This window comes from uncultured Treponema sp. (assembly GCF_934725225.1).
In the GTDB taxonomy this organism is placed as follows: domain Bacteria; phylum Spirochaetota; class Spirochaetia; order Treponematales; family Treponemataceae; genus Treponema_D.
In genome coordinates this window covers 26,470-47,842 of the sequence record NZ_CAKVAM010000002.1, presented here as the reverse complement: position 1 = coordinate 47,842, position 21,373 = coordinate 26,470, and the positions used below count along the sequence as shown (strand labels likewise).

Below are 21,373 nucleotides of genomic sequence, written 5' to 3'. Positions count from 1 at the left end.
TATTTACAGCAAGGAGGAATCAAAAATGCCTGTAATCTCAATGTTTTATGGAATTATAATCAGAATGCAAAGTGAGCATGGTGGAAAGCATCATGTTCCGCATATCCACGTCATTTGCGGTGATGATGAATCCGTGTTCTCACTGGAAGGAGAGCAACTCGAAGGGAAAATTCCAGCCGCAAAGAAAAAACTTGTTGAGGCATGGATTGAAATTCACAAGGAAGACTTGCAGGCAAACTGGCGGCTTCTTGACGAAGGCGAGCAGTTCTTCAAAATTGATCCGTTAAAATAGCGAGGCTGAATATGCTAAGACCAACAGTAATAAACGTAACTCCTGAAAATGACTATAAACTCAATTTAAGATTTGACAACGGAGAAACAAGGCTTTTTGATGTAAAACCGTACATTAAAGGATCCTGGTTCGGTGAACTGAAAAATCTTTCCTACTTTAAGACCGTGCGTCCAAACGGATTCAACATCGAATGGGCAAACGGACAGGACATCTGCCCCGACGATTTGTATTTTAATTCAATAAAGACCGCTCCATAATGCAGGTACATACAAATTTTCTCATCTTTACTATTTAACACAAGCAGTTACAATGCTATACTTTGGGCATGAGTAAAATCAAAGTTATTTTTTTATCAGTTATGGCGCTGAATATTTCTTCTGCATTTGCCGCAGAGCCAAAGCCGCAGTATGTGCAGGTGGATTCAGCGATTGTCAGAGTCAAGGCATCCCAGTTTGCGTCCAGCGCAGGAACTTTAAAGCTTGGCGATAAAGTCAAAGTTACTTCAAAAGGAAAATCATGGTCTTTCATTTCATCTGAGGATGGAAAAATTGAAGGCTGGCTTCCAAATTCGTCTTTAACAGCAAAAAAGCTGATTGTAAATACCAGCGGAAAAACTTCAGCAAATGCAAAAGAGCTTGGGCTTGCAGGAAAAGGAATGGACAAGGCTTTTGAAAAAGTTTACAGCCAGGCAAATGAAATTTCGTATGCACAAGTTGATAAAATTGAAGCAAATGCCTGTTCAGAAAAAGATGCCATTGCTTTTATAAAAGAAGGCCAGCTCAATGCCGGAGGTGAAGAATAATGAAAAAGCTATCAAAAAAAATTTTGTGTGTTTGCATTTTTTCATCAGTTTCTTTAGCCGCATTTTCCGCTGATATTTTTGGCGCATTAAACAAAGTCAATTCCGCTGTTCAAAAAACTCAGGATATAAAGAAAACACTTGAGCAAGCTAGCAGCACAGTTGAATCAATAGACAGGGCAACAGAGCCTATTACAACGCAGGACTCATATTTTATCGGAAGAACTGTTGCATCCAATGTTCTTACAGAATACAAGCTTTACACGGCATCTCCAAAAGCAACTGCTTATGTTAATAAAATTTGCAAAGCAATCACAATGAATTCCGACACGCCAAAAATCTACAAGGATTACTGCGTTGCGATTCTTGACTCGGATGAAATCAATGCACTGTCTACAAGCGGCGGGCACATTTTTATTACAACAGGAATTTTGAAATGCTGCAATTCAGAAGATGAAGTCGCGGCAATCATTGCACATGAAATTGCGCACATCCAGCTTAAGCACGCAACCACAGCAATCAAGACTGTAAGAACAACAGAAGCAATTTCAAATTCCGCAATGATGGCAAAAAACTACACAAAGCAGTTTTCAAATCTTAATCAAGAGGAAAAGCAGTCCGCGGATTTTCTTACCAGTTCCAGCATTTCAATGATGAATGTCATTACAGAAACTGGATACACAAAAGGCCAGGAATTCAAAGCTGACGAGAAAGCAGTTTCGCTTATGGCAGATGCAGGCTATGATCCAAACGCCTTGACTGATGTCCTGAAAATGCTCAAAACAAAAAGCAGCGGAGAAGATTCAGGCTGGGGAAAAACTCATCCAAAGCCAGAAACCAGAATCAACAGCGTGCAAAAGGTTCTTAAAAATTTTACTTTTACAGGAATCAGTAGAGATGTCCGCCAGTCAAGATTTGAAAACGCTTTAGCAGGAATAAAATAACATGAACCAAAAACATAAGCTTTGGACAAGAGCCATAATCATTGCCCTTTCAAGCATTCTGATAACTTTAGTTTTTCATTTTTCAGGATTATTCAATGCTTTTGAAAACAAGTCCTATGACCTTCGCATGATAAACGCGGCAAAATACAAACAGCCTTGCGAAGAAATATGTCTGATTATTGTTGACCAAGAAAGCATTGACTGGGCAAAAGAAAAATACAACTGGTCATGGCCTTGGCCTAGAGAAGCTTATGGAAGAATGATTGATTTTATTTCAGCCGGAAATCCTAAGGCAATCACATTCGATATTCTTTACACAGAGCCTTCTGTATATGGAGAGGAAGATGACATTGCTTTGGGCGTGGCAGAGGCAAAAAGCAAAAAAGTTATACAGACATTTTTTTATTCCGCAGATGACTACGGAAAAACTTTAATGCCTGTAAAGCCAATCAATGACAATGCCGCCCTTCTAGGAAACATTACAAGCGCAAAAGACAGCGATGATATTATCCGCCGCACTCGCCTTTTTGACACATTTAATGGAACTGAATATCCAACGCTCGGACTTGCACCTCTTTTCTTAAATGAAGAAACTCCTGACTTCTCTTCTATTCCTGTAGTAGGCAACAACACTGCCCTTTTGCGTTTTACAAAATCCATAGACGATTATTTTCCATACAGCGCAAAAGATATTCTTGAAAGCCATGAACTTTGGCTGCAAGGAAAGGAAGGCGTTTTGTCTCCAGAAGATTTTAATGACCTTTATATTTTCTGCGCATATTATGCTCCGGGACTTTTTGACATTTGCTCAACGCCGGTTTCACAAGTTTACCCTGGAGTTGGAATTCATATTACAACTTTGGACAATTACCTTACAGAAAGCTTTATAAAAAAAGTTCCATTCTGCATTTCTCTTTTATGGCTGGTTGCGCTGGCATTCTTTGCGTCTTTGTTTGCTGTCATAAGTGAAAAAATTTCTCCGCGGTTTTCTGCATTTTTTATTTCAGCAGGAATATTTGCTGGAATTGCAGTTTCAATTCTTGTGCCTGTAATTTTGTTCAACAACGGAATTTGGATTTTAATGATTGCGCCTTTGTTCGCTTTTGTTATTTCAGAAATGGCAAGTGTTGTTGTAAGCTTGTCTGTAGAAGGAAAGCAAAAACGCTTTATCCGTTCTGCGTTCAGCCAGTGCCTTTCAAAAGATGTTGTCAATCAAATTATAAATGACTCTTCTTCGTTTACATTGGGCGGAAAAGAATTTGAAATGTCGGCGATTTTTACAGACATTCAAAAGTTTTCATCCTTTAGCGAGCTGCTCACAGCAAAAGAGCTTGGCTGCCTTCTAAACTTTTATCTTACAAAAATGTCTGACATCATAATTGATGAAAAAGGAACTGTTGATAAATACGAAGGAGATGCGATTGTTGCTCTTGTCGGCGCGCCAGTTGCAATGCAAGACCATGCAGTTCACGCGTGTGCCGCCGCAATAAAAATGAAAAAGGCAGAACAAGTAATGAATCAAGATATTATCCGATATTCGCAAAATCCTAAGCCTTCATGGATGGAAGAATCCTTGTATTCTGCATTTAAAACTCTTGTGGCAAACAGCAAGACAATTTTCACTAGAATCGGAATTAATTCAGGTGAAATGATTGCAGGCTATTTTGGCTCAGAAAAGAAAAAGAATTATACAATGATGGGCAACAATGTAAATCTTGCGTCCCGACTTGAAGGTGTCAACAAGCAGTATCACACAAACGGAATTCTTATAAGCCAAAGCACAAAAGAATTGCTTGGCGACAGATTTGTTGTGCGTTCCCTTGACCGTGTGCGGGTTGTAAACATCAACACACCGATTGGACTTTATGAACTGATTGAAGAAAAATCGCTTGCCTCTCCCGAACTTCTTGATTATATGCAGAGCTGGGAAAATGCAATGGCTGAATTTAATAAAAGAAACTACACAAAAGCAAAAGAACTATTTTCTTCACTTGCGGAAAAAAACAGCACTGACAACGTTGCAAAATATTACATTCATCTTCTTGATTGCTATTTTCTTAAAGGAACTTTTCCAAAAGAAAGTGATTACGAAGGAGTTGAATTCAATCCAGACGATGGAGTTTTCAAACTGCTTCAGAAGTAAAGAGGCTGTATCAAATTTGCTTTTAAACTTTACACTTTTACTTCTATGCGGCTCATGGAAATGCGCTTTTCACGGACATTTTCAAGGTAAGACTTCAAGGAAGAAGCGTCGCTTTTTTCTATAAAGCCCTTTAGTTCGTTCAGGGATTTTTCAAAGTTTTCAATGTGAAGCAGAAGCTCTTTTTTATTTGCAAGAAAAAGTTCCGTCCACAAAGGCGCATTAATCATGGCGATTCTAGTTAAGTCCTCAAAGCTTCCGCCGCCAAAAGCCGTTATCTTGGAATCTTCCGCACTGTCAACAAGCGCGCTCGCAATAACATGGCAAAGCTGGGAAGTAAACGCAATTTTATGGTCATGAACAAAAGCGTCAGTTTCTACAATCCGGGTAAATCCCATAAGTGAAATAAGCTGCTTAAAAAGCTCCAGATTTTCGCTCTTGTTCTGCTTGAGCGGCATTAAAATGTAGTTATGATCTTTAAAAATTGAACCACAGGAATTTGCGTAGCCTTCCTTTTCGCTGCCAGCCATCGGATGCCCCGGAATAAAATCAAATCCGCCGGAAAGAATTTCATTCAAATGCGAAAATATTTCAGACTTGACTCCGCTTATATCCGTTACAATTGAGCCAGACTTAAAATCGTTTTTGTGCTGAATTAAAAATTCCAAAGTCGCATGAGGATAAAGGCACACAAAAACAAAGTCGCACTGGCAAAGCATAGAGTCAACTTCGCTGATGAGAAAAGTTTCATCCGCAATGTGCTGCTCTCTCGCCAAGGAAAGGGAAGCTTCGTTTATGTCCGCAGCAAAAATTTTTCCGCTGGCAGAAGAAACTGAAAGCACATTTTCCCTGATTGCCTTTCCAAGAGAACCGCCCATAAGTCCGAATCCAACAATTCCATAAGTCAAGTCTGATAAATTTTTCAATTTGAAATCCTTCTATTGTTGAGCTGCCGGAACTTCATTTTTCTTACGAAGCATCCGGCATTTTTTTTACATAGTTTTTCCTTCAACAGCCGCGTATTTTCCAAGCTTAACCATAAGCTCTTCAAACTGGCTAGGCGGAAGCTGCTGGCTTGCATCGCTCCAGGCTTTTTCAGGGCAACAGTGAACTTCAATTTCAAGTCCGTCAGCACCAGCGGCAACAGCAGACTGGGCAAGAGTTCCAACCATCCATCTGATTCCGCAGGCATGGCTTGGGTCAATTACAACCGGCAAGTGGGAAACTTTATGAAGATAAGGAACTGCGCTCACGTCAAGGCAGTTGCGTGTGTAGCCGTCATAAGTTCTGATTCCGCGTTCGCAAAGAATGACATTTTCGTTTCCGTTGGCCATTATATATTCCGCGCTCATCAAAAGCTCGTTGATTGTTCCAGAAAGACCGCGCTTGAGCAAAACAGGCTTGTTGAATTTTCCAAGTTCCTTCAAAAGATCAAAGTTCTGAAAGTTTCTTGCTCCAACCTGAATCAAGTCAACATTTTCAAAATTCTTAAGTTCGCTGATTGCCATAAGTTCAGTACAGATTGGAAGCCCAGTTTCTTTCTTTGCTTTTTCAAGAAGCTTTATACCTTCTTTTCCAAGTCCCTGAAAACTATAAGGTGAAGTTCTTGGCTTGTATGCACCGCCACGTAAAATTCTTGCTCCGGCTTTTTTTACAGCAAACGCCGCATCCATAATCTGACCTTCAGTTTCAACTGCGCAAGGACCTGCGATTACAGGAACAGTTTTTCCGTCTCCAATTTTACATTCAATAACGCCGCTCTGTCCTGCTCCGATGCAGACAACTGTGTTTTCCGGGTGGAATGAACGGCTTGCCATTTTGTACGGCGCGCTGACACGCTCCGCAGTTTCAACTATATCATTTGCAAGAAAATCCTCTGGAACAAGTTTTGAAGTGTCGCCCAAAAGACCAATAATAGTCTTGTCTACTCCAGTTGAAATATGAACGCCAAGACCTTTCTGCTTAACTTCTTCAACAAATTCATTGATTGCCGGCTCTGATGCGCCTTTCTTTAAAATCACTATCATACAAAAACCTCCAAGATTAAAACTGCCGGGCAAAAAAAAGAGCCTTCCACTGCGGAAGGCTCCATTATTTTACCAGTTATACGGCAAACACAATGCTCGCTATTATCTAGCGAAACTTCCGCAAGGCACGAGAAAACCAATAAAAGCTAAAGTAAAGGTAAGCCAACGATGAGATATTGATAATTACTGCCCAACGGGTTGTGTTTTTCATAGTAGAAAATATATCATGCAAAACTGATACTGTCAACAAAAACATTTTTATATCCGGCTACATTGTATAGCCAGGCTTTACAAAAACAGTTTCGTTGTCCGGGTCTACAATCTTGTCAAAAACACGAGTTTTCCATTCGTCCTGCGGAATGTCTTCTACAGAAACAGAAAAATGCTCGATTCCCCTGCCAAGCTCCTCGCTCGCTACTTTTGCAAGTTTTTCTGCAAGATTCTTCTTGATTTCGTCATTTCTTCCGGGAAACATTTGAACTGTAATATGCGGCATTTTAAACCTCCAGTGCCTGTGTTAAATCAGCAATTATATCGTTTACATTTTCAACGCCGACAGAAAGTCTTACCATGTCCGGCAAAACGCCCGCCGCCTTCAGCTCTTCGTCCGACATCTGCCTGTGAGTTGAACTTGCAGGGTGAAGAACACAAGTCCTGCAGTCCGCAACGTGCGTTGCAATCATCGCAAGCTTAAGGTTCGACATGAATTTTTCAGCAGCCTGCCTTCCGCCTTTCACTCCAAAAGAAATAACTCCGCAAGTTCCGTTCGGCATATATTTTTTTGCAAGCTCGTAATATTTGTTTCCTTTTAATCCGGGATAGTTCACCCAAGAAACATTTTTATGCAACTGAAGAAATTCTGCAACTTTCAAGGCATTTTCGCAGTGGCGGGCAACACGAAGCGGCAAGGATTCAAGTCCAAGATTTAAAAAGTAAGCATTCATCGGGGACTGAACAGAGCCAAAGTCTCTCATAAGCTGAACTGTTGCCTTTGTAATAAACGCGCCTTCTTTTCCAAATTTTTTTGCGTAAACCACGCCGTGATAGCTTTCATCTGGAGTGCAAAGTCCTGGAAACTTCTGGGCATTTGCAAGCCAGTCAAATTTGCCTGAATCAACAATTGCGCCGCCAATAGTCGCATCGTGTCCGTCCATATATTTTGTTGTGGAATGAGTTACAATGTCTGCGCCCCATTCAAACGGACGGCAATTCACTGGAGTTGCAAAAGTATTGTCTACGATAAGCGGAACTCCGTGGCTGTGCGCCGCTTTTGCAAAACGCTCGATGTCAAAAACAATCAAAGCCGGATTCGCAATTGTCTCGCCGAAAACAGCTTTTGTGTTCGGTTTAAAAGCCGCATTAAGATCCTCGTCTGAACATTCTGGATCTAAAAAAGTAAAATCAATTCCCATTTTACGCATTGTAACATTGAACAAGTTGAAAGTTCCGCCGTAAATTGTAGAAGAAACAACGACATGGTCGCCCGCGCTTGCAATATTGAAAACCGCAAAGAAGTTTGCAGCCTGGCCGGAAGAAGTGAGCATAGCGGCAGTTCCGCCTTCAAGAGCAGCAATTTTCGAAGCCACATAATCATTTGTAGGATTCTGAAGCCTGCTGTAAAAATAGCCTGAAGCCTCAAGGTCAAAAAGTTTTCCCATTGCTTCGCTTGTGTCATACTTAAAAGTTGTGCTTTGAACAATAGGAATCATTCTAGGCTCGCCGTTTTTTGGCTCATATCCCGAATGAATGCATTTCGTTTCGATTCCATTCTGAAAATCTTTCATTTATATATACCTCAATATTTTTGTGTAGAAAAATTTAATTTATAATTTCGAATTCAACCTGCTGCTCAGTAAGTTCAATTTTCTTTACCTTTATTTTCACCACGTCATTAAGCTCAGTTTTTTCAGGACACGGCATAAAAGTTTCAATTGCAAGAAAAGGAATTGAAAACAGCGGAAACTTCATTCCTTTGTCAACGCAGACAGCCTCACCTGTCCAGCCGGGATTCTGCAAAAGATAAACAAGAGTCCAGTGCATATTGCTTTTGCGTTCAGCTTTGTGAGCCGCCTGCGCTCCGGCATCTCCTTCTGAAATACGCATAAGCATTGTGTCCTTGTCCAAAAGCTCCCTTTTATCCAAGAAAGCCCGCAGCTGAATATGCGCAATCAAGTCTCCGTAGCGGCGCAAAGGACTTGTAACCTGACTGTACATATTAAGCCCCAAAGCGCAGTGCATTCCAGGAGTTACACCGACAGACCTTTTTCTCATACATCTTCTAAGCCTGAACTGACCTGCAAGCCCTTCCGGAATATCATCTGGAATTACAGGAGCTTCCTGGCTTACAAACGGAAACGGAATCTGATTCTTGAATGCGAATTTTGCAGCTCCTTCTCCAGCCAAAAGCATCATTTCGCGAATCATTTCTGAGCTTTTAGGATGAATAATAGGTTCTATTGAAACCTTTTTTGTTTCAGGCTCAACTGAAATGTGAACTTCCGGCATTGAAATCTGAACAGCCCCGGACTTTTTGCGGCGTTCCACATTTTTCCATGCGATAGAAAAAAGAGGCTTTAATTCTTCACTTTCCATAAGCTCGTCAGCCTGCTCATAAGAAAGACGTTTTACTTTTACAAGTGTCTTAAAAACAGAACAATCTTCAATTGCACCATTTTCATCAAGAAGAATTCTAAAAGACAAGGCACGGCTTTTTTCCTTTAGTCCAAGCGCATAATCTTCAAGACAGCTTTCGCACAGCATTCTTGCAGCACCCTCTGGAATATAAAGAGTTGCCCCTCTTGCGCGTGCATTTTTATCAATTGGCGAATCTGGCTGAACTGTAGACGCTGGATCTGCAATATGAATCCAAAGATATTTTCCGTCAAAGGCAACAGCATCATCCGGGTCAGTTGACCAAGCATTGTCAATTGCATAAGAAACACAGTCAAGCTCAAGCCTCTCTTCTTCCGGCGGAGAATCAAGTGAATCTGATGCTGACTTTGTGGAAAGTCCCCAGCGCAAAGGATACGGATTGCGTGTAATGTCCCAAAGTCCTGTATCAAGCAAAAGTTTGTGCGCACGCTCTGGAGTTTCCTTTAAGCCGGCATCGTGCATTGTGCGGCTTTTGTCTGTTTTTCCAAGCGCAAGAGCTTCCACATCGCCCATAAAAACAGAATCTTCCGGCAAAAGCTTTCCGGTTTTTAATCGCTGAATAAATTCTGCACGCAGTTCGGCTTCTTTTTCTTTTTCACCGGCTTTTTTTACAAGGGAATCAATTTCTTGCTGAGGGCGGACAGTAAACGCAATTTTTCCGTCCAGCTGCTCCTTTAAAACCTGGCTAAAATAAACTGTATTCTTTAAAGCGCAGTAAAGTCCCCAAGCCTCGTCAGCTTTCACCTCGCCTCTAAAAAGCGAAACCAATTCACTAAAAGGATAAATTTCCCCGGAAGCTTCGCCCGACAAAAGTTCATAGCAGTCTTTTATCTGAAGAAAAATCTCATTTGCCTGCTCAAGATTGTAAATATCAGAAGCTGAAGGACATTTTTCCGCAGCGAATTTCAAAACAGATTCAAGGGAAGAAACCGGACCTTCATTCAGCAAAAGAATATCCTTTGCGCGGACGTTTTGAGTATCATAAACAGCGGGCTTTGTGGCAGTGGCGGGAACAGACTGGAATTTTATAGAAAACTTATTATTTTCAGCAACAGAAAGGACAACAGCAGCAGTATTTTTATATATAACAAGTGAGTTAGCTTTTATCATGCTGAAAGTTTACAATAAAAAAAAAGCAATTACAATAAAGATTGTTGCGGCTGATTCTATAATGACAAAAAAACACCGCCAGAATTGCTCTAGCGGTGTCCAAGGCTACAAGTTTTCAAGTCAGCCTAAGCAAACTTGAAAAGCGTGAATTATTTTCTGATTTCAGAACCGATTGCTACTTTATAGCCAACTTCGCCTGTGATAGCGTTCTTGAGCCATGGAGCAGAAATTTTGTCTGCTTCACAGATGTTGATTTCCTTGCTTTGATCTTCTGGATTCTTAGCAAAGAACTTGCATCTTTCCATTGCCGGCTTAAAGTTTACAGTTTCGCCAATCTTGAAGTCTCCCTTAGAAGAAGCCTGTACACGTGCAACAATGCTCTGTGTCTTTGTAGAAAGGAAGAGATGTGTTTCTGCGCCAAGAGGCTCTTTGTTAGAAACTTTCATCTGCATATTGTTTTCTGCAGCTGGTGCTTCTGAATAAACAAGGTCTTCTGGGCGTACACCGAAGTAAACTTCTTTGCCTACATAGTCTTTAAGAGAAGCCTGCTGTTCTGCTGTTGGAACAACTGTGAAGGTGCCTTCATCAGCAACAATCTTGTCGCCTTCTTTCTTGATTGTAACAGAAAGGAAGTTCATTGGAGGAGTTCCAATAAATCCTGCAACAAATTTATTGATTGGGTGATTGTACAAATAGAGTGGCTCACCAATCTGCTGTACGTGGCCGTCTTTCATAACAACAATTTTTGTACCCATTGTCATAGCTTCAATCTGGTCGTGAGTAACATAAATCATTGTAGCATTAAGTCTCTGGTGCAAACCTGCGATTTCTCCACGCATTGTAACACGGAGTTTTGCATCAAGGTTAGAAAGAGGCTCGTCAAACAAGAATACTTTAGGATTGCGGACAATTGCGCGTCCTACTGCAACACGCTGTCTCTGTCCACCAGAAAGAGCCTTTGGCTTGCGGTCCAAGTACTGTGTAAGACCAAGAATATTTGCAGCTTCATCAACACGGCGTTTAATTTCACCTTTGTCCATTTTGCGGATCTTAAGTCCGAATGCCATGTTGTCATATACTGTCATGTGAGGATAAAGAGCATAGTTCTGGAAAACCATCGCAATGTTTCTGTCTTTTGGCGGAACATCGTTCATAAGCTCGCCGTCAATAAGAAGCTCGCCTTCAGAAATTTCTTCCAAACCTGCAACCATGCGGAGAGTTGTTGACTTTCCACATCCAGACGGACCTACGAATACACAGAAGTCGCGGTCTTCAATAACAATGTTGGCGTTTTCTACAGCCTGAACATTTCCGTCGTAAATCTTACCGATTCCTTTTAATTCTACCTTTGCCAATTTTGGCCTCCTAAGGGTTTATGTTATGCAACAATTATAAATTCAAAAACTACAGAAGTCAAACAAATTCTTTAAAGAAAATCAGTTTTTTCAGCCGACAGAGCCGTTTTTGTAAACTTTGGATTCAACAAACTTTCCGTCCGCGCCGATTTTCTTTCCGTCGATTTCAACAAAACCGTCTTTTGTATAGAGCTTGAACGAAAAAAACTTATCCGGCTTTACATAGCAATATTTTTCAGTTGGAGCTTCAAATCCTTCTGGCTCAAGAATAGTTCCCGGCTCAAACTGAGGCGCAAAAAGAACTTCGCAAGTTTCGTGGTCTGTAACATTCGGATCAGACGCCGCAAGTAGCATTCCGTTGCTTCTGACTCCGCGGAAATTTGCAGGCTTCAAATTGTAAACAATTACGATTGTTTTTCCCAAAAGCTCTTCAGGTTTATAAAAAGGCACAATGGAGCTTACAATCTGCCTAGGCTCTTCGTCTCCGTCGTTCAATGTGAGTATATATAGAAGACTTCCGCCCGGATGCTGCTCCACTTTTTCTATGCGCGCCGCCTTTAAAATAACGCGGTTTCTGAACTGTTCCGCTTCTGAAAGCACATTTTCTTCGTTTTCTTCCATAATATAACCTCGCTTTATGTTTTTTTTCATACAAAATATAGAGCAAATTCAAAAGATTTTCAAAGCCCGGCAATCGTTCAGCATAAAAATTTCATTTGGAAAAATTTTTGATAAAAAAAGATTTTTAAGTTGAAATAAAAAAATTCTAATGTATAATTTATAATAAATTGGAGGCCGCCATGTCTTTAATGAAAAAAACTCTTCTGTTTTCGTCTGTATTTTTCCTTTTAATCTGTTTTATTTCACTTTTTACTTATGGCATTGCAAAGAACAAAATCGGACGAAAGAATATTTCGCAGGGAATTCAAACGGAACTTAGCATTGACCAGCTCATGCTTGAGTCTTCGGTGAACAAGGACATTACTCTAGCCCTTCAAATGGCGCATTCGCCTGTAATTTCAAATTATTTTCGGAATGCGACCGACAAGAGCTTGCAAAAGCCTGCCTTTGACGAGATGGCGGCCTACGGAAAAGCTTTTTCTTCCGGCATAAATTTTTGGATAAACGACACCGATCATTTTTTCTACTTTGGAGACAAATATTCCTACACACTTGATCCCAAAAAGCCAGAAAGCTACTGGTACAACATGACTCTTTACGAGACCGAATCATATAACTTCAACATAAACTACAATCCGGACGTGGATGAGACTTGCCTCTGGGTGAATGCACCTGTTTTTTCTGCGGACAAAAAGCCAGTTGGTGTAGTCGGAACAGGAATTATTTTGGATTCGTTTCTTGAGTCTGTTTACAAGACTGTAAGCGGAGGCGGAAACGGACAGCTTTTCTTCTTCAACAGCCTTGGTGAAATTACTGGGGCAGAAGACAAGTCGCTTGTAAGCCAGAAGGCACTGGTAAAGAATCAACTCGGCGGACTTTACGAAAAAATAGAAGGCTCACTTGAAAACTACAAGAACGGACAAGTTTACACATTCAGCCTTGGAGACGCGGAATACGGACTTTGCTACGTGAAAATTCTTGACTGGTATCTTGTGCGCCGCATGGATGTTTCTTCTAGCATCGCCACGGAAAATTCACTTGTCGTAATGCTTGCGATGTTCATAATCGGAATGCTCGTTGTCTCCTGCCTGTACACGCTTTTCATCTCGCTGATTCTAAAGCCGCTCTTAAAGCTTAGGGAATCCATGAACAAAATCGCGGACGGAGACTTCACAGAGAAATTCAGCTACAAGAAAAAAGATGAAATCGGAAGCCTTGCGGGAAGTCTCTCGCATATCACGGCGACTGTAAATTCTCTCATAAACGGAATTACGGAAAAGGCGGACTACGTTCACGACACAAACAATCTTCAGCAGAAAAAATTCGACTCGGGAAAAGAAAAGTCCGCGGCGATTGTCGCTGAGCTTGACGGAATGAAGAATTCGGTTTCGGAGCAGCAGGAAATGATTCATAGCGCGTCCGACACGATTGAAAAGACAACGGAAAGGCTCAAAGGATTCGGAAGCATAATCAGGACGCAGATTTCAGACATCGAGGAATCCGGCGAGCAGATAAAGCAGCTTCTGGATTCGGTCGAGTCGGTTGACAAAATCAGGAAGTTCACGGTTGAGAACATGGGGCTTCTTTCTTCCGCCTCGGAAAAGGGCAACTTGCACATCAAGCAGGTTTCGGAGACTGTTCAGCAGATTTCAAACGACACAAAAAAACTTCTTGAGACAAACAAGATGATTTCTTCAATTTCAGACCAGACGAATCTTCTTGCCATGAACGCGGCGATTGAGGCGGCTCATGCGGGAAAGGCTGGCGACGGATTTGCAGTTGTTGCCCAGGAAATCAGAAAGCTCTCTGAAAAAACTCACGCGCAGTCGGAAAACGTTGCGAAAGTTATCGGCGGAATCATCGACTCGGTTCAGCGTGTTGTGGAAGTTTCCGAAGTTACAAGCCAGATTTTCTCGGACATCGTGAAGCAGGTTTCCGCGGTTGACTCGGACTTCAAGGAAATGTCTGGCATAATTGAAAACGAAAGCGCGCTGAATATTTCGGTCGCGGAAAAGCTCAAGGCTTTGTCTTCCGGCTCAGCTTCGGTTTCCGGCGGATTTTCTGACATGGAAAAGGACACTTCGAACATCGCCTCCGCAATGGAAAAAGTTACGCAGCGCACGACGGAACTTGTGTCGAGCGTAGACGCAATTTCAGAAAGCGCGCTTGCCATAAACACGCAGCTCAAGGAAGTTTCAAGCCTCGCGAACAAATCCGTTGAGCAGATTCAGACACTTGCAGATTCGCTTGAAATTTATAAAATAGAGAAAGGGGCAAAATAAAAATGAAAAAAATTAAACTTTTTACGGCAGTCATGTCATTTGCAATGCTGGCTTTTTTTGGCTGCAAATCAAAAGACGCAAAGCAAATTGAAGGCGACTGGAATCTTGTTCAGTACAAAATTGGAGAAAAGCAAGTGGACTTTTCATGCGCCACAATTTCTCTTTTGCAAGATGAAAACTTGAACATTAAAGTTTCTGGATTTTCCGGCGTAAATTCTTTCTCTGGACTTTACAAAGCAAACGGAAAAAAACTTATCGCAGAGCCGGGATTTATTTCCACAAAAATGATGGGAAGCAAAGAGGACATGGAATTTGAAAGGCTCTTTTTAAATTCCGCAGTGGGAGCTGACAGCTGGAAAACAAAAACTCAGGACGGAAAAATTCTTTTGTACATTTATAATTCAACAGAAAATTCCGAGCTTGTTTTTGCAAAGGCTTCTATAAAAGATGCAACTTGGACATTAGCCGCAATTTTAAAAAATGGCGGAGTTCAAAGCATAGGCACAGAAAAAGCAGAACTTCCTACACTCACCTTTAATGAAGAAAACAAAGCTTCTGGTTTTTCAGGCGTAAACTATTACACAATGGATTACGCTCTTGATGAGGCGTCGAAAAAACTTTCGTTCACGCTTGGAGCTTCAACTTTGATGGCTTCGGGAAGCAAAGAAGCGCAGGAACTTGAGCAGCAGTTTTATATCAACCTAGATCAGACTGCAACTTATTCGCTCTCTGGAAACACACTTACGCTCCGCTCAAAAGACGGAAAAACTCTTTTGGAATTCACAAAGTAATTTTCAATCAACTCTATTTCATTCCTGTGAAATTCAAATGAATGGCACGGGAATGACTTTCTGCAAAATCGTTTTCAAAATTTCAATGGGGTTTGCTTCCATTTACAAAATGCAGTAAACTGTAGCAATGAATATTTCACCGATAGATAGTTTTGAACTTTTTTTTCCTGAAAATTCAGGCTTTGATAAAACTGACATTCTTTTTTACAGTGGAAAAAATGACCTATGCAGCCTTTATTTTTCTGCGGAAAACAAACGCAACAGGCTCTTCGTTACTGACACAAACATCGCTCCTTTATGCGCAGATTTTATTTCACATTTTACAGATGAAAATGCAAGCAACATAAAAATTCCTTCTGTTTTCAAAAAAGGAAACGACACGCTTTGCATTCTCGGCGCAGGAGAAAAATTCAAGACAATAGAAAATGTCCTTGAAATTGTAAGAGCAGCTTTAAACTCGAACTTCAACAGGAACTGCCTTTTTGTTGCAATTGGAGGCGGAGTTTTAAGCGACATGACAGGCTTTGCAGCTTCAATGTTCAAGCGTGGAGTTGACGTTGAGTTTGTTCCGACAACTTTGCTTTCTGATGTTGACGCTTCGATTGGCGGAAAAACCGGCTGCGACTTTGACAGCTACAAAAACATGATTGGAGCTTTTTATCCTGCAAAAAAAATTCATATTTGGAGCTCATTCATACAAAGCCTTCCGCAGAATGAATTTATTTCAGGGCTTGGCGAAGTTGTAAAAACAGCTTTTCTTTTTTCTCCAGAATTGACAGAAATTTTAAAAACGCAAAAAGAAAAAGTTATGAGTCGCAACGAAGAAGTTCTGCAAAAAATAATTGCAATCTGCGCAAAAGCAAAAGCAAAAACCGTGCATGAAGATTTTAAGGAAAAAGGAATCCGCGCATATTTAAATTACGGACACACTTTTGGACACGCGCTTGAAACTGTGGCAGGACTTGGAAAAATAAGCCACGGAGAAGCAGTTGCCTGGGGAATTGGAAGAGCACTGAATCTTTCTTTAAACAAAAAACTTTGCACAGCTGAATTTGCAAAGGAATGCAAATCAATTCTTTTTGACTACGGATTCTGCACAGAGCCGATTCCGCAGATTATAAAAGACATTCCAAACGCGACGCTTGCTTTAGTTTCCGCAATGCACAAAGACAAAAAAAATTCTGGAAGCTGCGTAAAAGTTATTCTTCAAAAAGCTGCGCAATCCACATTGATAACAGAAGTTCAGGACAACGAGATTCTTGAGGTTTTAAAATGATTTCAGCAAAGCATTATTTTGACTGGGCCGCAACCGCTCCAAATGATGAAGAAATTTTAACCAAGGCTTTAAAATATTCTATGGAGCATTGGGGAAATCCTTCGAGCATTCACAAAGCCGGAACTGACGCAAAAGACGCATTGGAAAACGCAAGAAAAAGAGCAGCCCAAGCTTTAGGCGTAAATGCAGAAAATATTTTTTTCACTTCCGGCGGAACAGAAGGAGATCATCTTGCGCTTCTTTCTGTCTTGAGCCGACCTCAAAAAGGAAGCGTTGTGCTAAGTTCCATTGAGCATCCGGCTTTGCGGGAAATGTCAAAATCAATGCAAAACTGCGGCTGGAAAGTTATAAATGTAAATCCAGATAAAAACGGAATTGTTTGCGCACAAAGCATTGCGGATGCGCTACAAGAAGACACGGCGTTTGTTTCAGTAATGGCGGTAAACAATGAAACTGGCGCAATTCAGCCTATTTACGAAATCGCAAAAATTATTGAAGAAAAAACAAAAGGAAAACGAAAACCATTTTTTCACGTTGACTGCGTTCAGGCCGCAGGAAAAATTCCATTGAATTTAAAAGCAAGCGGAATTGATTCGGCTTCATTCAGCGCGCACAAAATCGGCGGACCAAGAGGAATCGGAATTCTTTATCTTGCAAAAGAATTGAATTCGTTTTTGAAAGGCGGCGGGCAGGAAAAAACTGTAAGAAGCGGAACTGAAAATCTTTTTGGCGCAGAAGCATTTTCACTTTGCCTTGAAAAATATTTTATTTCAGAAAGAAACTCTTCCGCAGAAAAAAGATTTGAACAGCAGAAAATTCTTACAGCAAATTTCATAAAGAAACTAAAAGAAATAAAAGGCTGCGTTATAATTCCGCATTGCCGTGAAGATGAAAAATTTGCAGCAAACTTTTCTCCTTGGGTTGTGCAAGCCGCATTCCCCGGAATTCCGGGACAAGTCATGGAGCGCGCATTAAGCGAAAAAGGATTTTTTATTTCAACAGGAAGCGCGTGTTCATCTTCGCACAAAGGCCGGCCAGTTCTTGACACAATGCAGTTAAGCCCGAAAGAAAAAGAAAGCGCGGTAAGATTCAGCTTTGGATTTTCAACTGAAGAAGAAAGCATGAACGAGCTGATTGAAGAACTGAAAAATATTTGCAGCCAGTTTTTGTAATGGAGATGCTTGCAATAAATTTTAAAATGCTGTAGAGTTTGAGAAGTCATATCCTGCATCTTTTTTGATGCAAAAAAAGCAAACTAAATTTTTAGGGAAGGACATTATGGGAATTCGTGGAGAACTTTTTACAAATCAGGTAAACTTGGACAAGCGTTCGTATTATTTCAACGTAAAAGAAAACCGCAATGGAGATGTTTTTCTTCAGATTGTTGAAAGCAAAATAAAGGACGGACAAGACGAAAGACGCGACATTGTTGTTTTTGCAGATGACATGAAAAGTTTTTTGGGCGGAATGGATGAATCTTTGAGAGCTGTTGAAAAAATTCAAAAGGAACGCGCAAAGCTCCGTGCAGAGAAAAAAGCCGCAAAAGAAGCAAAATATGCAGCAGGCGGAATGTCAGAAGAAAAGCCAGCAAAAAAAGTTTACCGCAGAAAAGGCGAAAGCCGCTTGGTTTCAGAAAGAAGAGCAGAACGCAAGGAAATTTCAGGCAGACTTCATGTTGTTTCAAAAAGACAGCCTGATGCTGAAAAAACAGAATACTAATATTTGAACGAAAGCCGCTGAATGGGAGACGGTCCTAAACGGCGGCAAATTTCTTTGTGCGCAGGAGTTGGATAGCCTTTGTGCTTTGCATACCCATACTCCGGATAGAGTTTATCATAATCAATCATAATTTTATCACGCTGAACTTTTGCCAGAATGCTTGCCGCCATAACACAAGGAAATTTTGAATCAGCTTTTACAACTGCTTTTATATCAAGATTTTTATCAGCAAAAGGAAGCATGTTTCCATCGACAATTATTTGCATGAAATTTTTGCATTGCTTAAAATCAAATTTATTTTTTTCGCACCAGGCAGGAAGTTTCATCATCATCATATCAAAAGCAATTTTCATTGCCTTAAAATCAGCCTGAAGAATATTTATCTCGTCAATTATTTTTTCGCTGACAATTCCGATTCCCCAGCAAGATTTTTCTCTTATAACATCAAATGCAGCTTCACGTTTTTTTTCAGAAAGTTTTTTGCTGTCGTTTAAAATTTCCACAGGAAAATCAAAAGGCAAGACAACGCAGCCAGCCGTAACAGGACCAGCCAAAGGACCTCTCCCCGCCTCATCGATTCCAACAAGAAAATCCATAAAGCTTAAAATCCTTTTTGAATATTTTTTTCTGATGCAACAGAATTTACATTGCTCCAAATTGGAGAACTTTTTTTAGTTGAATCAGAAAGCCTTGCGTTAAATTCATTTTGAACAATTGAAGCATTTGAATTGAGAATTTGAATTCCACGTCCAAAAGTTCCAATCAAAGAAAATGACGAATCAGAGAAAGAACAAGTTCCGCCTGAAATTTTCACATTGAAGCAAGATTCCGCAACTGATGTGAATCTTGAATTTTTGCAAACAACATTTGAATTTTCAGAAGAAATTCCGCAAGCGTAAGAATCAGCCTGAATTGTAAATCCGGAATTTTCAATCTGAGCTTTTGAATTTTCCAAATCAAGCAAAGCGCCTTTTTTCAAGAACACTGCGGAAAACTCACAGTTAGAAATTCCGACAGAAGAATTTTTTGCAAAAATAAGCGGTGAACTTTCAGATTGAGATTTTTTCTCGATAATCAGATTTTCAAATTCAACATTTGCATTTAAAATTTTAACAGCAGAATTTTCCTTAAAACTTAAACTGGAATCATGCCCTATAAAAGTACAATCTTTGGAAATTAAAAATTCGCTGTTAGGAATTTCAACATTTCCATAAATATGAAATCTAATTTTTTTATTTGAAGACTTCAAAACTGAAACAAGCTGCTCAAAAGATTTAAACGGATTATCATAAGAGCCGTCTTGAATTTCATTTTGCGAATTTGCAAAAAGATAATAGTTTGTTTCATCAATGATTATTTTCTTTTCTGAAACTTCGCTTTTATTTCCAGACGCATCAACAGAATATGCACACACTTTATAAAACACCGCATTTTTATCTGATGACTTGAGAAATATTTCATTGCCATTATACAAAGAAAAATTATTAGGTTTTATCTTTTCAAATTCAGCCTGCGCGCTTTCTACAAATCCGTCTGGCATTTCAAAAGGCTTGCTTAAAGCATAAAAAATTTTAGCACCTGGCTCACTTGAAATTCTGAAAAACGATTTTGTTCTTGTAAGTTTTCCTACAGATGATGAAAAAATTTCCGGAGGTTCTGGCGGAAGTCTGTCTATAGAAAAATCAGCATCAATTGTTCCCTGATAATTTCCATTGTAAAAAATTTTAAAGCAAGCAGAACTTTTTACATCTTCATTTTTAAACGCATCGGCATAAGCAAAAGAAGATTTTTTTTCAAATGTGAAATTTTCATTTCCATCTATAAAAAATTCAACAACACCATTTTTGTCTTTTTTAGAAAGAACCAAAGGTTTTGCCGGAAGCTCGTATTCAAAAATTTTATTTCCGGGATAAAATTCAACTGGCTGCCAAGAAATTTTATGAGCAATATTTCTGTCAATAAAACTTGGCTCCGATGGAGACTTCCAGTTTTCATCATCAATTCTGTAAATGAAATTTTTATCTTTAAAAGAAAAATTATTCCACTCTGAAATTTCAAACGGAACATTGTCAGCTTTTGAATCAGCAGTTTTTTCAGCAGGAAGAACTTGAATTACAAAATGAAAAAAATTGTTTCCTGTAAAATCAACAGCAAAACAAGGAACAAAACGCTCTACAGAATTTTTGCTTGAAAGAAAAAGCTTTGACTTTAAATATGGAGATTTGGAATTTTCAAGAGAATACAAAAATTCAGAGGGAATAAAAAAATCAGTTCCGGAAATGTAAGGAACGGTAGGATTTTGATTTATTGAATTTATAAATTCTTTTGACTGAATGCTGTATTCAACTCCTGAATTTTCTTCGACATTGTATTCAATTGTAAAATCTTTTCTTTCGCCGTTTTGAGCAATCGATGCAATTTTCAAAGTTATATCTCCAGTCTGGTCAATGAGAACAGGAGAATCATAAGAAAATCCAGAAACATAAGGATCGCTACCTGTAAAAGAATAATAAACGTCAGTGCCTTTTTCCAAATTTAAAACAAGAGCCTGCTTATTTTTCCAAGTTCCAGAAATCGGGCTCAAGATATTTTTTTCTTCAAAAGCAAAGAGCTTGCTAAAAGTAAAAAGCAAAAGAATACTTATAAATTTTTTTACAGACAATCGCATTTCATTCATGGAATTTATTCATCCTTAAAAATCGGTTCTAAAACTTCACGCAAATCAGGGTAAGGCTTATAAAAATTTTCCTCAAGCTCTTCATGTGTAAGCCCAACAAGTTCGTGGCTATTGTAGTTTATCCAAGTGTTTTCTTCTGGATTTGAAATTTCAAATTTCCTGCACCAATAGTCAGGCTGAATCGGAAGCTGCTCCTTCCATTTGTACACTTTATAATCATGCACAACAATCTTTATATTTTCACGCGGAACTCCTCTTTCCAAAAGAATTCCAACCAAATAATTCAAAGTTCTTCCTGAATCAAAAATATCATCAACGAGCATGATTTTATCTCCGGCACGAAGATAATCCGGGGAATAAGTCCAGCCGTCAATTCTAACTGCGGAATGCTGGGAAACATCAGTGTAGCTTCTTGCAACAACAGCGGCATACAAAACAGGCTTGTGATTTTTCAAAGCGACTTTGTAATACTCACTGATTACGTTCGCCATGTACGCGCCGCCACGCAAAGAAGTATAAATTACATCAGGAACAAATTTATCCTGCTGATAAATCTTATGAGCAAGTTTCAACGCATCGATTCTAACACTGTCATAGGGTAAAAATTCTTTCATATAAATTCCTTAACAAAAATTATCCGAAACAACGGATGAATAAAAGTCTGCAACGCAAACTAATTTTTTTTCAG

Annotated in this window: 20 protein-coding genes; 10 read left to right on the top strand and 10 right to left on the bottom strand. The window is 39.7% G+C overall.

What is annotated here, in order from left to right; translation table 11 throughout:
* Positions 1–25: 25 nt before the first annotated feature.
* From Q0H92_RS03095 to Q0H92_RS03075, 5 genes are all read left to right on the top strand, one after another.
* Positions 26–292 (top strand): DUF4160 domain-containing protein, encoded by a 267-nt coding sequence (locus Q0H92_RS03095; protein ID WP_296011820.1) that lies wholly within the window; start codon positions 26–28, stop codon positions 290–292.
* A gap of 11 nt (positions 293–303) precedes the next feature.
* Complete coding sequence (locus Q0H92_RS03090) at positions 304–549, top strand: DUF2442 domain-containing protein (RefSeq protein ID WP_296011818.1); 246 nt, start codon at positions 304–306, stop codon at positions 547–549.
* 68 nt (positions 550–617) lie between these two features.
* Positions 618–1,094, top strand: a complete 477-nt coding sequence (locus Q0H92_RS03085) for an SH3 domain-containing protein (RefSeq protein WP_296011817.1) — start codon at positions 618–620, stop codon at positions 1,092–1,094.
* Complete coding sequence (locus Q0H92_RS03080; protein WP_296011815.1) at positions 1,094–2,035, top strand: M48 family metallopeptidase; 942 nt, start codon at positions 1,094–1,096, stop codon at positions 2,033–2,035. Before Q0H92_RS03085 ends, Q0H92_RS03080 begins: the two co-directional genes overlap by 1 nt.
* A 1-nt stretch (position 2,036) precedes the next feature.
* Positions 2,037–4,178: a CHASE2 domain-containing protein gene (locus tag Q0H92_RS03075; protein WP_296011812.1), complete on the top strand. Its 2,142-nt coding sequence runs from the start codon at positions 2,037–2,039 to the stop codon at positions 4,176–4,178.
* Between the two features lie 29 nt (positions 4,179–4,207).
* Here the strand turns inward: Q0H92_RS03075 and Q0H92_RS03070 are convergent, their stop codons facing one another.
* The 7 genes from Q0H92_RS03070 to Q0H92_RS03040 form a co-directional block, all read right to left on the bottom strand.
* Positions 4,208–5,101 carry a prephenate dehydrogenase gene (locus Q0H92_RS03070; protein ID WP_296011809.1) on the bottom strand — a complete coding sequence of 298 codons (894 nt, stop codon included), beginning with the start codon at positions 5,099–5,101 and terminating at the stop codon, positions 4,208–4,210.
* Positions 5,102–5,167: 66 nt separating this feature from the next.
* A complete protein-coding gene (gene aroF / locus Q0H92_RS03065) occupies positions 5,168–6,202 on the bottom strand; it encodes a 3-deoxy-7-phosphoheptulonate synthase (protein ID WP_296011806.1) in 1,035 nt (344 codons plus the stop codon).
* Positions 6,203–6,470: 268 nt separating this feature from the next.
* Positions 6,471–6,698, bottom strand: a complete 228-nt coding sequence (locus Q0H92_RS03060; protein WP_296011803.1) for a tautomerase family protein — start codon at positions 6,696–6,698, stop codon at positions 6,471–6,473.
* Between the two features lies 1 nt (position 6,699).
* Positions 6,700–7,986 carry an O-acetylhomoserine aminocarboxypropyltransferase/cysteine synthase gene (locus tag Q0H92_RS03055; RefSeq protein WP_296011798.1) on the bottom strand — a complete coding sequence of 429 codons (1,287 nt, stop codon included), beginning with the start codon at positions 7,984–7,986 and terminating at the stop codon, positions 6,700–6,702.
* Positions 7,987–8,020: 34 nt separating this feature from the next.
* Complete coding sequence (locus tag Q0H92_RS03050) at positions 8,021–9,964, bottom strand: RNB domain-containing ribonuclease (protein ID WP_296011796.1); 1,944 nt, start codon at positions 9,962–9,964, stop codon at positions 8,021–8,023.
* Positions 9,965–10,113: 149 nt separating this feature from the next.
* Positions 10,114–11,319 carry an ABC transporter ATP-binding protein gene (locus Q0H92_RS03045; protein ID WP_288566939.1) on the bottom strand — a complete coding sequence of 402 codons (1,206 nt, stop codon included), beginning with the start codon at positions 11,317–11,319 and terminating at the stop codon, positions 10,114–10,116.
* A 90-nt stretch (positions 11,320–11,409) separates the two neighbouring features.
* The gene (locus Q0H92_RS03040; protein ID WP_296011793.1) at positions 11,410–11,940 is read right to left on the bottom strand and encodes a hypothetical protein; all 531 of its coding nucleotides are present in this window, start codon (positions 11,938–11,940) and stop codon (positions 11,410–11,412) included.
* 179 nt (positions 11,941–12,119) lie between these two features.
* Here Q0H92_RS03040 and Q0H92_RS03035 point away from each other — a divergent pair, with 179 nt between their 5' ends.
* The 5 genes from Q0H92_RS03035 (at position 12,120) to Q0H92_RS03015 (ending at position 18,008) form a co-directional block, all read left to right on the top strand.
* Positions 12,120–14,222 carry a methyl-accepting chemotaxis protein gene (locus tag Q0H92_RS03035; protein ID WP_296011790.1) on the top strand — a complete coding sequence of 701 codons (2,103 nt, stop codon included), beginning with the start codon at positions 12,120–12,122 and terminating at the stop codon, positions 14,220–14,222.
* 2 nt (positions 14,223–14,224) lie between these two features.
* Positions 14,225–15,013: an META domain-containing protein gene (locus Q0H92_RS03030; protein ID WP_296011787.1), complete on the top strand. Its 789-nt coding sequence runs from the start codon at positions 14,225–14,227 to the stop codon at positions 15,011–15,013.
* Positions 15,014–15,140: 127 nt separating this feature from the next.
* Positions 15,141–16,289 carry a 3-dehydroquinate synthase family protein gene (locus Q0H92_RS03025; protein WP_296011784.1) on the top strand — a complete coding sequence of 383 codons (1,149 nt, stop codon included), beginning with the start codon at positions 15,141–15,143 and terminating at the stop codon, positions 16,287–16,289.
* Positions 16,286–17,461: a cysteine desulfurase family protein gene (locus Q0H92_RS03020; RefSeq protein WP_296011781.1), complete on the top strand. Its 1,176-nt coding sequence runs from the start codon at positions 16,286–16,288 to the stop codon at positions 17,459–17,461. Before Q0H92_RS03025 ends, Q0H92_RS03020 begins: the two co-directional genes overlap by 4 nt.
* A gap of 106 nt (positions 17,462–17,567) precedes the next feature.
* Complete coding sequence (locus Q0H92_RS03015) at positions 17,568–18,008, top strand: DUF3276 family protein (protein WP_273354283.1); 441 nt, start codon at positions 17,568–17,570, stop codon at positions 18,006–18,008.
* Here the strand turns inward: Q0H92_RS03015 and Q0H92_RS03010 are convergent.
* The 3 genes from Q0H92_RS03010 to Q0H92_RS03000 are packed head-to-tail and all read right to left on the bottom strand — an operon-like array spanning position 18,005 to position 21,299.
* Positions 18,005–18,604, bottom strand: coding sequence for a ribonuclease HII (locus Q0H92_RS03010; protein WP_296011772.1), 600 nt, complete (start codon positions 18,602–18,604; stop codon positions 18,005–18,007). The genes Q0H92_RS03015 and Q0H92_RS03010 overlap by 4 nt on opposite strands.
* Before the next feature lie 5 nt (positions 18,605–18,609).
* Entirely contained in the window at positions 18,610–20,685 is a 2,076-nt protein-coding gene (locus tag Q0H92_RS03005; RefSeq protein ID WP_296011769.1) for a chitobiase/beta-hexosaminidase C-terminal domain-containing protein, read from the bottom strand.
* A 5-nt stretch (positions 20,686–20,690) separates the two neighbouring features.
* Complete coding sequence (locus tag Q0H92_RS03000) at positions 20,691–21,299, bottom strand: phosphoribosyltransferase family protein (protein ID WP_295796901.1); 609 nt, start codon at positions 21,297–21,299, stop codon at positions 20,691–20,693.
* Between the last annotated feature and the right edge of the window lie 74 nt (positions 21,300–21,373).

Excerpts from the sequence above, each read along its gene's own strand:
- Q0H92_RS03095 (WP_296011820.1), top strand. The coding sequence starts at position 26 with ATGCCTGTAATCTCAATGTTTTATGGAATTATAATCAGAATGCAAAGT.
- Q0H92_RS03090 (WP_296011818.1), top strand. The coding sequence starts at position 304 with ATGCTAAGACCAACAGTAATAAACGTAACTCCTGAAAATGACTATAAA.
- Q0H92_RS03085 (WP_296011817.1), top strand. The coding sequence starts at position 618 with ATGAGTAAAATCAAAGTTATTTTTTTATCAGTTATGGCGCTGAATATT.
- Q0H92_RS03080 (WP_296011815.1), top strand. The coding sequence starts at position 1,094 with ATGAAAAAGCTATCAAAAAAAATTTTGTGTGTTTGCATTTTTTCATCA.
- Q0H92_RS03075 (WP_296011812.1), top strand. The coding sequence starts at position 2,037 with ATGAACCAAAAACATAAGCTTTGGACAAGAGCCATAATCATTGCCCTT.
- aroF (WP_296011806.1), bottom strand. The coding sequence starts at position 6,202 with ATGATAGTGATTTTAAAGAAAGGCGCATCAGAGCCGGCAATCAATGAA.
- Q0H92_RS03060 (WP_296011803.1), bottom strand. The coding sequence starts at position 6,698 with ATGCCGCATATTACAGTTCAAATGTTTCCCGGAAGAAATGACGAAATC.
- Q0H92_RS03055 (WP_296011798.1), bottom strand. The coding sequence starts at position 7,986 with ATGAAAGATTTTCAGAATGGAATCGAAACGAAATGCATTCATTCGGGA.
- Q0H92_RS03050 (WP_296011796.1), bottom strand. The coding sequence starts at position 9,964 with ATGATAAAAGCTAACTCACTTGTTATATATAAAAATACTGCTGCTGTT.
- Q0H92_RS03040 (WP_296011793.1), bottom strand. The coding sequence starts at position 11,940 with ATGGAAGAAAACGAAGAAAATGTGCTTTCAGAAGCGGAACAGTTCAGA.
- Q0H92_RS03035 (WP_296011790.1), top strand. The coding sequence starts at position 12,120 with ATGTCTTTAATGAAAAAAACTCTTCTGTTTTCGTCTGTATTTTTCCTT.
- Q0H92_RS03030 (WP_296011787.1), top strand. The coding sequence starts at position 14,225 with ATGAAAAAAATTAAACTTTTTACGGCAGTCATGTCATTTGCAATGCTG.
- Q0H92_RS03025 (WP_296011784.1), top strand. The coding sequence starts at position 15,141 with ATGAATATTTCACCGATAGATAGTTTTGAACTTTTTTTTCCTGAAAAT.
- Q0H92_RS03020 (WP_296011781.1), top strand. The coding sequence starts at position 16,286 with ATGATTTCAGCAAAGCATTATTTTGACTGGGCCGCAACCGCTCCAAAT.
- Q0H92_RS03015 (WP_273354283.1), top strand. The coding sequence starts at position 17,568 with ATGGGAATTCGTGGAGAACTTTTTACAAATCAGGTAAACTTGGACAAG.
- Q0H92_RS03010 (WP_296011772.1), bottom strand. The coding sequence starts at position 18,604 with ATGGATTTTCTTGTTGGAATCGATGAGGCGGGGAGAGGTCCTTTGGCT.
- Q0H92_RS03005 (WP_296011769.1), bottom strand. The coding sequence starts at position 20,685 with ATGAATGAAATGCGATTGTCTGTAAAAAAATTTATAAGTATTCTTTTG.
- Q0H92_RS03000 (WP_295796901.1), bottom strand. The coding sequence starts at position 21,299 with ATGAAAGAATTTTTACCCTATGACAGTGTTAGAATCGATGCGTTGAAA.